This is a genomic window from Streptomyces capoamus (genome assembly GCF_014654935.1).
In the GTDB taxonomy this organism is placed as follows: Bacteria; Actinomycetota; Actinomycetes; order Streptomycetales; family Streptomycetaceae; genus Streptomyces; species Streptomyces capoamus.
In genome coordinates this window covers 124,919-139,109 of sequence record NZ_BNBF01000019.1, presented here as the reverse complement: position 1 = coordinate 139,109, position 14,191 = coordinate 124,919, and the positions used below count along the sequence as shown (strand labels likewise).

The 14,191-nt window shown below is 75.0% G+C and carries 8 protein-coding genes, 2 tRNA genes and 2 pseudogenes; 4 read left to right on the top strand and 8 right to left on the bottom strand.

What is annotated here, in order from left to right; genetic code table 11:
• Nucleotides 1-35: 35 nt before the first annotated feature.
• Nucleotides 36-108: transfer RNA gene (locus IE312_RS27095), tRNA-Arg, on the bottom strand.
• 193 nt (nt 109-301) lie between these two features.
• Nucleotides 302-392 (bottom strand) — tRNA-Ser (locus IE312_RS27090).
• A gap of 200 nt (nt 393-592) precedes the next feature.
• On the opposite strand from IE312_RS27090, the pseudogene IE312_RS27085 reads away from it, so the two are divergent.
• Nucleotides 593-1,054, top strand: a pseudogene (locus IE312_RS27085) (SSI family serine proteinase inhibitor); the annotation flags it as partial.
• Between the two features lie 310 nt (nt 1,055-1,364).
• Nucleotides 1,365-6,065 carry a response regulator gene (locus IE312_RS27080; RefSeq protein WP_189984934.1) on the top strand — a complete coding sequence of 1,567 codons (4,701 nt, stop codon included), beginning with the start codon at nt 1,365-1,367 and terminating at the stop codon, nt 6,063-6,065.
• Between the two features lie 37 nt (nt 6,066-6,102).
• Here IE312_RS27080 and IE312_RS27075 read toward each other — a convergent pair whose 3' ends face one another.
• The gene (locus IE312_RS27075; RefSeq protein WP_189984933.1) at nt 6,103-6,684 is read right to left on the bottom strand and encodes a TetR/AcrR family transcriptional regulator; all 582 of its coding nucleotides are present in this window, start codon (nt 6,682-6,684) and stop codon (nt 6,103-6,105) included.
• A 136-nt stretch (nt 6,685-6,820) separates the two neighbouring features.
• Here IE312_RS27075 and IE312_RS27070 point away from each other — a divergent pair, with 136 nt between their 5' ends.
• Nucleotides 6,821-8,032, top strand: a complete 1,212-nt coding sequence (locus tag IE312_RS27070; protein WP_189984932.1) for an MFS transporter — start codon at nt 6,821-6,823, stop codon at nt 8,030-8,032.
• Between the two features lie 363 nt (nt 8,033-8,395).
• Here the strand turns inward: IE312_RS27070 and IE312_RS27065 are convergent, their stop codons facing one another.
• The 5 genes from IE312_RS27065 to IE312_RS27045 all read right to left on the bottom strand — a co-directional run bounded on the left by IE312_RS27065 (nt 8,396) and on the right by IE312_RS27045 (nt 13,386).
• Nucleotides 8,396-10,051 carry a long-chain fatty acid--CoA ligase gene (locus IE312_RS27065; RefSeq protein WP_189984931.1) on the bottom strand — a complete coding sequence of 552 codons (1,656 nt, stop codon included), beginning with the start codon at nt 10,049-10,051 and terminating at the stop codon, nt 8,396-8,398.
• A gap of 179 nt (nt 10,052-10,230) precedes the next feature.
• Entirely contained in the window at nt 10,231-10,782 is a 552-nt protein-coding gene (locus tag IE312_RS27060) for a SigE family RNA polymerase sigma factor (RefSeq protein WP_189984930.1), read from the bottom strand.
• A 146-nt stretch (nt 10,783-10,928) separates the two neighbouring features.
• Complete coding sequence (locus IE312_RS27055; RefSeq protein WP_189984929.1) at nt 10,929-12,095, bottom strand: lipid-transfer protein; 1,167 nt, start codon at nt 12,093-12,095, stop codon at nt 10,929-10,931.
• Nucleotides 12,092-12,484, bottom strand: a complete 393-nt coding sequence (locus IE312_RS27050) for a MaoC/PaaZ C-terminal domain-containing protein (RefSeq protein ID WP_189984928.1) — start codon at nt 12,482-12,484, stop codon at nt 12,092-12,094. The genes IE312_RS27055 and IE312_RS27050 overlap by 4 nt, the downstream gene beginning before the upstream one ends.
• Nucleotides 12,481-13,386 (bottom strand): bifunctional MaoC family dehydratase N-terminal/OB-fold nucleic acid binding domain-containing protein, encoded by a 906-nt coding sequence (locus IE312_RS27045; RefSeq protein ID WP_229900484.1) that lies wholly within the window; start codon nt 13,384-13,386, stop codon nt 12,481-12,483. Before IE312_RS27045 ends, IE312_RS27050 begins: the two co-directional genes overlap by 4 nt.
• A 484-nt stretch (nt 13,387-13,870) precedes the next feature.
• On the opposite strand from IE312_RS27045, the pseudogene IE312_RS42015 reads away from it, so the two are divergent.
• A pseudogene (locus IE312_RS42015) lies at nt 13,871-14,191 on the top strand (bifunctional DNA primase/polymerase); the annotation flags it as partial.

The window sequence follows — 14,191 nt, the reverse complement described above, 5'->3', positions numbered from 1 at the left end:
GAGGCCCCGGAGTGATCCGGGGCCTCTTGTCTGTGTGCACTCGGCAGGATTCGAACCTGCAACCTTCTGATCCGTAGTCAGATGCTCTATCCGTTAAGCTACGAGTGCTTGTTCTTTTGTTTTGCCTTCGCTCCCGGCCCTTTCGGCCCGCTCGCGGCGACAGGAAGAACATTACATGACTGCCGCCGCCATGTGAAATCCGATCCCCGCACCCCTTGTGACCTGCGGAAACGTCCAGAACGGCGGGAGCAGGGGCGGAACGACGAAGCCCCGGTCCTGGGGACCGGGGCTTCGGGTGGGGCGGAGGCGGAGGGATTTGAACCCTCGATGGGCTTTAAGGCCCAAACCGCATTAGCAGTGCGGCGCCATAGACCGGACTAGGCGACGCCTCCAGCACAACCGCTCACGCGAGCGCGCGAATGGTTCGTGCAGATGATGACACAGGCAAGCGCCGCGTCACCAATCGCCCCCCACGGTACTAGGCAGGCGGGCCGCAGGGCAAAGGGCTTCGCCGGGCGGCCGGGCGGGCGGGAAGCCGAGGCGAAGGGGGGTACCCGCGCAACGTCCCGGCCGCAGCCGCGTTGGACCGGGCATGGACTTCGTACTGCCGGGTGCCGGACGGCGCCTCCTGTGGGCGTCGCTGTGCGCCGTCGTGTCCCTCGTACCGCTCACCGCCGTACCCGCCGCCGCGGCCGGCGCCCTGCCGCCGCCGGTGCGTCCCGAGGACGCGGCCGATCACCTCACCGTCGTGGTCCGGCACGCCGGGGCGGGGCGGGACGGGACGTACGAGGTGTCCTGTCATCCCGTCGCCGGCCGGCATCCGGACGCCGCCGGGGCCTGCCGGCTGCTCGATGAGCACACGCGGTGGGGCCGGGACCCCTTCGCGCCGGTGCCGCCCGGCACCAGCTGCACCCTGCTCTACGGCGGACCGGCGACCGCCCACGTCACCGGGACCTGGGCCGGGCGGCCGGTCGACGCCTCGTACGACCGCGGCGACGGGTGCGAGATCGGCCGCTGGGACCGGATGGTGCCCCTGCTGCCGAGGATGGGCGGCTCGGAGGAAGGGGAAGGGGCGGGGCGAGGAGCCGGTCAGGGGGGCGGCTCAGGGTCCGGGGCCGGGGCCGGAGCAGGGGTCTGCGGGGCGCTTGGCGGACGCATTGGTTCCGTAAAGGTCCGGGGGAGGACTCGGGGAGCCGGACCGTGCGCTCACGCGTTCGCCGTCACTTCCTCGTGGGACCTCCCTCTCATCCGGCGCCGCGAGCGCAACCCGTGCCCTTAGACTCCCTCGCGTGACACGTCGCGGGCCGGTTGGCAAGATGGCCCGAGCGGTCGGCAACGTGCGGTAACAGGGAGGAAGGCGACTCGTGAGCAGCAGGCCATCCCGAGGCGCTGCTCGCCTCGCAGCCATACTCGACGCGCTGCCGGATGCGTTGGTCCTGGTCAACGCCAACGGAACCGTCGTCAACGCCAACACCATCGCGCTCGAGGCCTTCGAGGCGCCGGGTACGGCGCTCGTGGGGCGCGGGCTGCTCGATCTGCTGCCCGACTTCGACTCCCGGCTGATCCCCGGGTCGATGCGGCGGCCCGACCACATGGATCCCCGGGGCCGTACCAAGCCCACCCGGATGGTGGCCCGGCGGACCGACGGGACCGAGTTCCCGGTCGAGGTCACCAGCGCGAACCTGGAGAACGGGCAGCAGGCGTACGACGGTTACGGCTACACCGGCGACGAACTGCTGATGATCGTGGTCCGGGACCTGTCGGGGACCGTCGACACCGAGGCCGAGCTGGCCCGCTCGCAGCGGCAGACCGAGATGATCCTGCGGGCGGCCTCGGAAGGTGTCGTGGGCACCGACACCGACGGGCGGATCGTGCTCGTCAACCCGGCCGCCGCCCAGATCCTGGGGTACCGCGCCGGTGAGCTGGGCGGCAAGGAGCTGCACACCCTGGTGCTGCACTCCCGTGCCGACGGCTCCCCCTTCCCGTACGACGAGTCGGCGCTCGCCGACACCCTGCGTTCCGGGCGCAAGCACCGGGTGCGCGGGCAGGTGCTGTGGTCCAAGGGCGACAAGAAGGTGCCGGTCGACCTGACCACCGCCCCGGTGCGGGACGGGGACCAGCTCGTCGGCGCCGTGATGACCTTCACCGACCGGCGGCCGTACGACGCCCTGGCCGAGGAGAAGGCCGCGCTGGAGACGGCGCACGCCGAGGAGCTGGAACGGCTGTCCGAGAAACACGCCTCCGACCTGACCGCGCTGCGCCAGCAGCACGTCGGCGAGGTGGAGGAGCTGCGCGAGCAGCACGCGGAGGAGGTGGCGGCCGGCGAGGAGCGGTACGCCTCCCTCGCCGAGCGGGAGAAGGACCGGTACGAGGCGCTCGCCGGGCGGCACGAGCAGCTGCTCACGCTGCTCGGCCAGTCGCTGCGCGGACCGCTGGACGAGCTGCGGCGCGAGCTGGCCGCGCTCGCCGCCGACGACGCCGGCCAGCTGTGGCCCGAGGCCAACCAGGTGCTGCACCACCTCTCGGCCGGGTACTCACGGATCACGACCCTGATCGACAACGTCCTCGGCTACCAGCGGCTGGACGCGGGCAGCGAGGACATCACCCGTACGAAGGTGATGCTGGACGCCGTCGTCGCCGCCGGTGTGGACGGGGCCGTCGAGCTGATCGGGCCGGGACGCGTGCAGTTCGCCGTCCACGCCCCGCCCATCGAGGCCGAGGTCGACCCGCGCCGGCTCGCCACCGCGCTCGCGCATCTCGTCGCGGACGTCGCCGGGGTCGACGCCACCGGCAACTCGCCCGTGTCGGCGGGCGGTTACCTGGACAGCACCGTCGTCGTGGCCGCCGCGCAGCGCGGTGAGGTCGCGCGGATCGAGGTGCGCGGGCCGTACGCGGGCGGGGACCCGGTGCACGAGCCGATCGTGCGCGGGATCGTCCGGGCCCACGGCGGCGTGCTGCAGACGCACGAGGTGCCGGGCATGAGCGGCAGCGCGTACGTCCTCGAGGTGCCGCTCGGCGGCGGGGCGGGTGCGGTCGCCGCCGACGCCCAGCAGGCGCTGCGGCTCCCGGACGGCGCGGAGGGCGCGGAGGGCGCCGGGGACGGTTCCGGTGCGGCCGAGCAGGCCGCCGGCGGCCGGCGGCGGGCCCGGCGGGCCTCCACGGACGCCTTCCTGGAGAGTGACATGGCCGGCGCGGGTGACGCCGGCGAGGCGGAGGCACCCCTGCCGACCGGGCGGCGCCGGCGGCGCGCCGCCGCGCCCGCCGAGGCGGCGGCCGTGGTTCCGGTCGAGGCCGCGGAGGCCGCGGACGGCGCGTCCGGCGGGACCGGGCGTCGCCGCGGGCGGCCCGCCGAGATCGGCGCCGGCGGCGCCGGTGACGGCGAGGGCGTGGACGAGGGTGTGGCCGAGGGTGCCGTGATGACCGCGGCCGAGCAGAGCGCGGGAGCCGCCGCCTCGGGTACGGGACTCGGTGGCACCGTGCCGCCGCAGGGCGTGCCCGGGCCCACGGGCCGGCGGGCCCGCCGCGACTCCGATGCCCCGCAGGCCGCCCTGCCCCCCGCCCTTCCCGCAGCCGGCGGCGAGCCGGCGCAGGCCGGTGGGGCGGCCGAGGGTACGCAGTCAGGCGGACGGCGCCGACGGGCGCTGGCCGCCGCGGCGGAGCGCGCCGCGGCGCAGGAGGCGGGCGGACGGACGGTCTTCGCCCTGCCGCCGGCCGAGGCCGACCGCACACCGGCCGACGCCGGCCCCGACTCCGCCGCCGGTCCCGCTCCCGCTCCCGCCGTGGGTGCCGCCGTGCCGGTGGCACCGGGTGCGAGCGCGCCCGCACCCGTGGCGCCGGACACCGGCGCTCCCGTGGCTCCGGGTGCCGGTGACCCGTCCGTCCCCGGCGCGGCTGCGGCTGCGGTTGCGGCTGCCGGCGCACGGCCGGACGGCGGCCCGGTGGCCGGTGCCGGGGTACTGCCCGGTCAGACGCAGGTGCCCGGTCAGGCCCAGGTGCCCGTGCCCGGTCAGGCCCAGGTGCCCGCGCAGGTGCCGGTGTCCGTCGAGGGCGTCCCGGGTGAGGTCGCGGGGATCCCGGGTGAGATCGCGGGGGACGACGGCCGGCACGACGCCGTACCGCTCGACCAGGCCGAGGACCACACGCCGCCGCAGCCCCATCCCACCAGCGCCCCGACCGGCCGGCGGCGCCGGGCCGTGGCCCGGCCTGCCGAGCCCGGGCAGGCGGCGGCGCAGTCCGTGCCGGCGCCGGCCGCTCCCGGGCAGGTCCCGCAGGGTGCGGCCGTACCGCCGGCTGCCGGACAGGCGACTCCCGGCGTCCCGGCCCAGGGCACGGCGGGCCAGGGCGCCCCGGTCCAGGCCGGTCCCGGGCCGGTGGCGCCCGGTGCGCAGCCCGGTGCCGTCGTCCCCGGCCAGGTGGCCGTGCCCGCCCAGGGCACGCCGGTCCAGCAGCCGTCGGCCGTCCCCGCGCAGGGCGCCCCGGCACAGCCCGCTCCCGCCGCGGCACCGCAGCCGGGCACCGCCCCCGCCGGTAGCCCGGTGACCGCGGCGGGCGCACAGCCGCTGCCCGCCGAGGCCGGACAGGTGCCCGCGGGTCCGCAGGGGGCCCAGGCCGGGCCGCCCGGCGGCAACCCGGCGGCCGGCGCCCAGCGCCCGTGGCCGGGTACCGCGGCTCCCACCCCGGCTCCCGGCACCCCGCTCCCTCCCGCAGCCACCGGGTCCGCCGTAGCGGCCGCGCAGCCGTTGCCCGCGGAGTCCGCGGGCGGTGCGCCGGTCGACCCCGACTCGACGCAGGGGCGCGCGATCAGCGTGCGCACGCTCGGGCAGGGGGTGCCGTTCGCGCGGCAGGCCGCCCAGGTGCAGCAGCCGACGGCGACGCCGCCGCCGCACGCGCCGGGCGGTTCGGGCCGGCGCCGCAAGCTGGGCACGCCCCCCGACCCGGCCACCCGCCCCGACCCGCAGCCGGACCAGACGGCCCGGCCGCACCCGCCGGCCGAGCCGGGACAGCCGTCCCCTGGCGGCCGGCCGTCCCTCGGTGGCCAGCCTTCCCTCGGTGGCCAGCCTTCCCTCGGTGGCCAGCCCTCCCTCGGTGGCCAGGCGCCGCTCGTGGGGCAGCCGGCAGTGACGCAGCCTTCGCCCGCCGGTCCCGCGCCCGCGCCCGCGCCGGGCGCACAGCCCTCGCTCGGTGGGCAGCCCCGGCCGGCCGCGGGCACCGAAGGGGTCGGACGGTCGTACGCCATAGGTGCCCCGGGTCCCGGCGCCGCCGAGGGGCCGGAGCCGCTCGACGGTCCCGGCGGGGCCGTGGAGGTGGCGGACACCCCGCGTCCGCAGCCGTTGGACGACGAGCTGCCCCCGGAGCCGCTGGACAACCCGCGCCGGCTGCTGGTCTGGCCCGCGCCGGACGTGACGACCCAGCAGGCGCTCAGCGACCGCGGCTACCGGCCGGTGATCGTGCACTCGCGCGAGGAGGTCGACGCGCAGATCGCGGCGTTCCCCGCCGCCCTGTTCGTGGACCCGCTGACCGGGCCCATCACCCGGACCGCGTTGCAGTCGCTGCGCCAGGCGGCGGTGGCCGCCGAGGTGCCGGTGCTGGTCACGGCCGGTCTCGGGCAGGCGACGCGCGAGGCGGCGTACGGCGCCGATCCGGCCGTCCTGCTGAAGGCGCTGGCGCCTCGGGACAGCGAGCAGCATCCGCCGCGGGTGCTGCTCATCGAGGAGCACGCGGAGATCGCGCTGGCGCTGACCTCGACGCTGGAGCGGCGCGGGATGCAGGTGGCGCGGGCGGCGAACGACAACGACGCGGTGACGCTGGCGGGGCAGTTCCGGCCGAACCTGGTGGTGATGGACCTGATGCAGGTGCACCGCCGGCGGGCCGGGATCGTGGACTGGCTGCGCGCGAACGGGCAGCTCAACCGCACCCCGCTGGTCGTCTACACGGCCGCGGTCGACCCGGCCGACCTGCCCCGGCTGGCCTCGGGCGAGACCGTGCTGTTCCTCGCCGAGCGCTCCACCAGCGCCGAGGTGCAGACGCGGATCGTGGACCTGCTGGCCCGGATCGGCACGAACTAGACGCCCGGCACTGAGCCGGACACCCGGCACGGAGCCGCTAGCGGGCGACCAGTCTGCGGGCCGCCTCCTTGATGGAGGCCCGCAGGCGGTCGCGGTCGGAGTCCCGGCTGCCGGCGAGGATGCGCCGCATCTGCGGGACCACGGCCATCCAGTTGGTCAGCGCGGTGATCAGGATCAGCAGGTCACCGGCCGGGATGGCGTCCGTGATGACGCCCCGGGCCTGGCCGTCCCGCAGCGCGCCGACCTTGCGGGCGTAGTGGTCCTGGCGGGCCGGTTCGTCGGGCAGTTCGGCGCTGCCGTACTCGATGCCCTCCCAGAAGAGCAGGCGCAGCAGTTCGGGGTGGGTGGCGTGGTAGTCGAGGAGGCGGTCGACCCAGCCCTCGATGTCGTCGGGGTCGACGGGTACGGCCGCCGCGAGGTCGACCATGCAGATGCCGAGGACCTTGCTGAACAGTTCCGCCTTGTTGCCGAAGTAGGCGTAGATCAGCTGCTTGTTGGCCTTGGCCTCGGCGGCGATGCGGTCGATGCGGGCGCCCGCGATGCCGTGCCGGGCGAACTCGGCGACCGCCGCGTCGAAGATGCGGGCCTTGGTGGCCTCGGGGTCCCTCACTGGTGCCATGGGGACAGGGTAGGGCGCAGGGCGGTCGGTAACCAACTAGTTGGTTGACTAGGAATGCCGGAGTGGTGCACTGTGTTGGGAAGTTTCAACCAACCAGTTAGTTGTGTGAGTCGGCTCTAAGGAGTGCGTCCCCCTCATGCCGTCAGCCACCAGCACCCGCCAGGCGCCCGGGCTCCGGGCACCCGTCGGCGGGCGATCCGCCTCCGGCACCCTCTTCCTCCTGCTCATCGCCGTCTGCACCGCCGTCACGGCCGCCAACATCTACCTCGCGGCCCCGCTGCTCCCGCTGATCGCGCACGACTTCGGCACCGTTCCCGCGGCCGTGGCCTGGATCGCCTCGGTGGCCCAGCTCGGCTACGCGGCCGGCCTGCTCTTCTTCGCCCCGCTCGGTGACCGCGTCGACCGCCGTCCGCTGGTCGGCTGGCTCTCGGTGGCCACCGCGGTGGCGCTGCTCGTCGCGGCCGCCGCCCCGGGCACCGCCGCGCTGGCCGCCGCCGTGTTCGTCGCCGCCGCGGCGACCGTCGTACCGCAGCTGCTCGTGCCGCTGGTCGCGGCGCGCGCCCCGGCCGACCGGCGCGCCCGGCACGTCGCGGCCGTCATCGCCGGGCTGTTCACCGGCATCGTCGCGGCCCGCGTCCTCGGCGGGCTCGCCGGGCAGGCCTTCGGCTGGCGCTGGGTGTTCGCCGGTTCGGCCGTACTGACCCTCGCCCTGGGGCTGGCCACCGCGCTGGCCCTGCCGGCCGAGCGGCCGGTGCGGCAGGGCGGGCTGTTCTCCGGCATAGCCGAGCTGCCGGGACTGCTGCGCCGCTCGCCCGACCTGTGGCGGGCGTGCCTGCGGCAGGCGGGGATGTTCGGGGCGTGGAGCGCGCTGTGGACCTCGCTGGCGCTGCTGCTGACCGGCCCGGGGTACGGTCTGTCCACCGCGACGGCCGGGCTCTTCGGCCTCTTCGGGCTGACCGCCAGCGCGGTGGCGCCGCTGGCGGGCGGGCTGGTGGACCGGTTCGGCGCGACCCGGGTCGTCGGCGCCGCGTATGTGCTGGCCGCCGTCGCGGTACCGCTGTTCTGGCTCGGCGGACAGGTGCTGCCGGCGTTGTTCGCCGCCGCGATCGCGATCCACGCGGCCCTGGTGGCCTCCCACGTCGCCAACCAGACCCTCGCCCTCACGACGACCACCACCCCGGCCACCGCCAACACGGCCTACGTCGTCTCCGGCTTCGCCGGTGGCGCCCTCGCCTCGGCCGCCGCGGGCCCCGCCTTCGGCCACTGGGGCTGGTCCGGGGTGTGCGCGGTGGCGGGGCTGTGGCTGGTGCTGGGCTGGACGACGACGCTGCGGGGCCCCCGGCACTGACGCGTACGGCCCTTCGCTCCGACCCACCGCGGGCCGGGAATGCCGGGGATGCCGGGGACACCGACCCCCGCTCCCCGGCTCCGCGACTATGCGCCGCAGGCCGCGCCGAGGTCGCACCGACGCCGCGCACGCAACCGCACACGCGGCCGGGCGCCGACGCGACCACGACCGCGCGCGGGTGCCGGCGTCGGCCCGTGCCGGACCCCTGCCGACGCCGTACGGTCCGCGCGGGCCCCGCCGATCGCCTGCGCGCGACGCCAGTCACCCCGGCAGCCGGCCCCGTCGGACCTCCCGCAGCCGAGCACCGTCGGACCCCCGCAGCCCGCAGCCGAGCTGCGTCGGATCCCCGTCGGCCAAGTCCCCTCAGAGGTGGGTGATCGTCAGTTCGCCTTGCGCGTACTGCTTGCGGAGCACCTTCTTGTCGAACTTGCCCACACTGGTCTTCGGGACCGACTCGATGACCGTCCAGCGCTCGGGCAGCTGCCACTTGGCAATGCGGCCCTCGTCGGCGAGGAAGGCGCGCAGGGTCTCGAAGTCGGTGGTCGCGCCCGGCCGGAGGACGACCGTGGCCAGGGGCCGCTCGCCCCACTTGTCGTCGGGCACGGCGACCACGGCGGCCTCGGCGACGTCCGGGTGGGACATCAGCGCGTTCTCCAGCTCGACCGAGGAGATCCACTCGCCGCCGGACTTGATGACGTCCTTGGCCCGGTCGGTGAGGGTGAGGTAGCCGTCGGGGGAGATGGTGCCGACGTCCCCGGTCTTCAGCCAGCCGTCCGCGCTGAACTTGTCGGCCGGGCGCAGCGGTTCGGCGTCGGGGCCGTTGTAGTAGGCACCCGCGATCCACGGCCCGCGCACCTCCAGCTCGCCCGCCGACTCCCCGTCCCAGGGCAGGCGCGTGCCGTCGGGGCCGGTGAGGCGGCCCTCGACGCTCGCCGGGAAGCGGCCCTGGGTGCGCCGGTAGGCGAACTCCTCGTCGGTGCCGATCGCGTGGGCCGGGGGGCGGGCCACCGTGCCGAGCGGGGAGGTCTCCGTCATGCCCCAGGCGTGGCAGACCCGCATGCCGAGCTCGTCGAAGGCCTGCATGAGGGAGGGCGGACAGGCCGCGCCGCCGATCGTGACCTGGGTGAGCGAGGAGACGTCCCGCGGCTTGGCGCGCAGCTCGCCGAGCAGGCCCTGCCAGATGGTCGGGACGGCCGCCGCGTGGGTGGGCCGCTCGCCCTCGATCATCTCGGCGAGCGGGGCCGGCTGCAGGAAGCGGTCGGGCATCAGCATGTTGACGCCGGTCATGAAGGTGGCGTGCGGCAGGCCCCAGGCGTTGACGTGGAACTGGGGGACGACGACGAGCGAGGTGTCCTCGTCGGTGAGGCCCATCGACTGCGTCATGTTCACCTGCATGGAGTGCAGGTAGATGGAACGGTGGCTGTACACCACGCCCTTGGGGTCGCCGGTCGTGCCGGAGGTGTAGCACATGGCGGCGGCCTGGCGTTCGTCCAGCTCCGGCCAGTCGTAGTGGGTGGGCCGGCCCGCGATCAGCTCCTCGTACTCGTGCACCCGCTGGCCGGCGCCGGCCAGCGGGGTGCGGTCGCCGGGCCCGGACACGACGATGTGCTCGACGGTGGGCAGCTTCGGCAGCAGCGGGGCGAGCAGCGGGATGAGGGAGCCGTTGACGACGACGACCTTGTCGGCCGCGTGGTTGACGATCCACACGAGCTGCTCGGCGGGCAGCCGCAGGTTCAGCGTGTGCAGGACGGCGCCCATGGAGGGGATCGCGAAGTACGCCTCGACGTGCTCGGCGTTGTTCCACATGAGCGTGGCCACGCGGTCGTCGCCGGTCACCCCCAGCTCGTCCCGCAGGGCGTGCGCCAGCTGGGCGGCGCGGGCGCCGATCCCGGAGAAGGTGCGCCGGTGCGGTTCGGGGTCCCCGGTCCAGGTGGTCACCCGTGAGGAGCCGTGGACCGTCGACCCGTGGGTCAGGATCCTGGAGATCAACAGCGGTACGTCCTGCATCGTGGCCAGCACGGCGTCCTCCCGGGCGACATTGCCTACGCGGTGGTCCTACGCGGAGGTAGGGGGTGCGCTGATTCTGCGCACATACCACGCGGTATGTCACTAGGGGGTGTGTCACTAAGGGGTCACCGGCAGGGAACCGCGGCCTGCGGGACCGGCACCGAACAGGGGATCGGGCGGCCGAACCGCGGCTAGCGGACCAGCACCAGGTCCGGGTCCTCGCGCAGTTTGCCCAGCGCACGGGAGACCGCCGACTTCACCGTGCCCACCGACACCCCGAGCACCTCGGCGGTCTGGGCCTCGCTGAGGTCCTCGTAGTACCGCAGGACGACCATCGCCCGCTGGCGCGCCGGCAGCCGCAGGACCGCCCGCCACATGGCGTCGTGCAGCGCCTGCCGCTCGGCCGCGTCGCCGTCGCCGGGCAGCGGCTCCGGCTCGGGCAGCTCCTCGCAGGCGAACTCGTCCAGTCTGCGCTTGCGCCACTGCGAGGTGCGGGTGTTCAGCAGCGCCCTGCGCACATAGCCGTCGAGCGCCCGCTGGTCCTCGATCCGCTCCCAGGCGACGTAGGTCTTGGCGAGCGCGGTCTGCAGCAGGTCCTCGGCGTCGCTCGGGTTCGCGGTCAGCGAGCGGGCGGTGCGCAGCAGGACCGGCTGGCGGGCGCGCACGTAGGAGGCGAACGACGGGTAGGTCTGCCGCGCGGGGGCGGCGGCGGCCGAGGCGCTGGTGCAGACGGGTGTGGTCATGGCTCCACGCTAGGAGCGGGCCCACCGCGGCGGATCGCCCGCAGGTCCCGAAGGCGAGTCCCCCTCAGGTTGTAGGGGTGGGGCTTCCTCCACCTCCTGAAGGTGGACCGCGGGCCCGGACGACTGCGGGTTCGACCCTGAGGGGGTCAGCCGTCCGCCGTCAGCACCAGGCCCGATGTGGGCACCCCGGTGCCGGCCGTCACCAGGGTGCGCGCCGCCCCCGGGACCTGGTTCGCGGCCGTGCCCCGCAGCTGCCGTACCGCCTCCGCGATGCCGTTCATGCCGTGCAGGTACGCCTCCCCGAGCTGACCCCCGTGGGTGTTCAGCGGCAGCCGGCGCTCGGCCACGAAGTCCGCCGCCTCGCCCCGGGCGCAGAAGCCGAACTCCTCCAGCTGCATCAGCACGAACGGGGTGAAGTGGTCGTACAGGATGCCCACGTCGACGGCGTCCGGGCCGAATCCACTGGTGCGCCACAGCTGCCGGGCCACCGCGCCCGTCTCGGGCAGGCCGGTCAGGTCGTCCCGGTAGAAGCTCGTCATCTGCTCCTGTGCCCGGCCCGCGCCCTGGGCCGCCGCGGCGATCACGGCGGGCGGTCGCGGCAGGTCCCGGGCCCGCTCCAGGGAGGTGACGACGAGCGCCTGGCCGCCGTCGGTCTCCTGGCAGCAGTCCAGCAGCCGCAGCGGTTCGGCGATCCAGCGGGAGGCGGCGTGGTCGGCGAGCGTGATCGGGCGGCCGTGGAACCAGGCAGCCGGGTTGGTCGCCGCGTACGCCCGGTCCACCACGGCCACGTGCCCGAACGCCTCCGGCGTCAGACCGTACGCGTGCAGGTACCGCCGGGCGGCCATCGCCACCCAGGAGGCCGGGGTGAGCAGGCCGAACGGCAGCACCCAGCCGAGCGCCGCGCCCTCCGCCGAGGGCTCCCGGTGCTGCACGCCCGCGCCGAACCTCCGGCCCGAGCGCTCGTTGAACGCGCGGTAGCAGACCACGACCTCCGCCACGCCCGTCGCCACGGCGAGCGCCGCCTGCTGGACGGTGGCGCAGGCCGCCCCGCCGCCGTAGTGCACCCGGGAGAAGAAGGACAGCTCGCCCATCCCGCACGCCTGGGCCACGGTGATCTCCGGGCTGGTGTCCATGGTGAAGGTGACCAGCCCGTCCACGTCCGCCGGGGCGAGTCCGGCGTCGTCGAGCGCCGCCCGCACCGCCTCCGCCGCCAGCCGCAGCTCGCTGCGGCCGGAGTCCTTGGAGAACGCGGTGGCGCCGATGCCGGCGATCGCCGCCCGCCCGCCGAGGGTGTCGCGCCCGCGCAGGCTCATGCTCCGGCCTCCGGCAGGGTGACCGTGACCGTGCCCGTCACATGGGTGCCGAGGCCGTTGGCGCCGACGACCCGCACGACGGCCGTGTCCCCGGCGACCTCCTCGACGGTGCCGGTCAGCAGCATCGTGTCCCCGGGGTGGTTGGGCGCGCCCAGTCTGATGGCGACCTTGCGGAGCACCGCCGCGGGGCCGAAGTGATCGGTGACGTACCGGCCGACCAGGCCGTTCGTGGTCAGGATGTTCATGAAGATGTCCGGGGCGCCCTTGCGCCGGGCCAGTTCCGGGTCGTGGTGCACGTCCTGGAAGTCCCGGGAGGCGAGGGCGCCCGCCACGATCAGGGTGCGGGTCACCGGGATCCGCAGCGGCGGCAGCCGGTCCCCGGCCCTCACCGCCGCACCGCCCGGAACACGGGAACGGTCAGCTCCTCGTCGCACCGCTGGAACTCCAGCCGCACCGGCAGCCCGATGCGCACCTCGTCGTACGGCACCCCGACCACGTTGCTCACCATCCGCACGCCCTCGGCCAGTTCGATCAGGCCCACCGCGTACGGGGGGTCGAAGGCCGGGAAGGGCGGGTGGTGCAGCACCACGTACGAGTGGACCGTGCCCTCGCCGCTCGCCTCCACGGTGTCCCAGTCCGGGCTGCCGCAGGCGTTGCAGCCCGGCAGCCAGGGGTGGCGCGGGGTGCCGCAGGCCGTGCAGCGCTGGATGAGGAGGCGGTGCTCGGCCACGCCCCGCCAGAAGCCGGCGTTGTCCCGGTTGACCACCGGGCGGGGGCGGCGCGGGAGGGGGGCGCGGGGCACGGGGGCGTACTTGAGGATGCGGAAGCGGTGGGTGGCGACCGGTTCGCCGGCCACCCGGACGTCCGTGCGGGTGGTGACGAAGTAGCCCGTGCCGAGCCGGGTCGTCCTGCGGCCGGACACCTCCTCGATCACCGTGTCGAACGTGACCTCGTCACCCGGCCGCAGGGGCCGCAGGTACTCCTGCTCGCAGTCGGTGGCCACCACGGCGGTGCAGCCCGCCGCGTCCAGCAGGCCGAGGAGTTCCTGGTACGCCCCGGTGCGGCCCCGGTGTCCGCTCAGGCCGCCCATCGTCCAGGTCTGCAGCATGGTGGGCGGGGCGATGGCGTCCGGGCCGGTGTAGGCGGGGTTGGTGTCGCCCAGCGCCTCGCACCAGTGCCGGATCATCGGCGCGTTCACCGGGTCCTTGCCGGTGCCGGCGACGGCGGCCGGACACCCCTCGTACTCCTTGAGTCGCGCGCCCAGTTCGTCACCGACCTGCTCCTCGCGCACCGCCACCCCCTGGCTCGGCCCATGATTTCTGACTGTCCGTCAGATACCGGCGAGTGTCAAGGGCGGAGTACCAGGGCCGGCCGCCGCCGGACGGCTCCCGCGCACACGCCGGCGCGGCGGCGCCGAGGCACCGCCGCGCGGACGTGTTGCGACCCTTGAAAGCACACCCCGCGGAGGCCTTCCCCACGAAGGCCCCCGCCCGGGCTCACCGCAGAGCGGGGACGGCGGCGAGGACGCGGCCGGTACGGATGCTTGGCATGGTGTTTTCCCTCCAGGGCTTGCCGGTGACCTGTCGTGGACGACGTCGCGCCCCTAGAGCTGCCCACCCCATCCCTGACGAATCCCCTGGAAGCCGTCATTCGCACGCAAGCGTGATGACAAGTCGATAAACCCGCATCTCACCGCATCACCCTGGTATCGCCCGCTTTCGCCCGCGACCACACGCGCCCTTCCCTTTTTCGAACGTGCGTACGAACATGGAACCATGGCGACCACCGACCGGCGGGCCACGACCCTGGCCCTCGCACACGCGCTGTCAGCCGCCGAACGCGGGCTCGCCGTCCTCCCCCTGTCCCGGACGAAGCTCCCGGCCCTGCCCTCCCCGCACCGCGACGACCCATCCCCGGGCCCGGCCCGCCCCTGCCACGGCGAGTGCGGTCGCCCCGGACACGGCGTGTACGACGCCTCCGCCGACCCCGTCCGCATCCGCGAGCTGTTCGCCGCCGCGCCCTGGGCCACCGGCTACGGCATCGCCTGCGGGCTGCCCCCGTACCACCTGATCGGTGTCGACCTGGACACCAAGTGC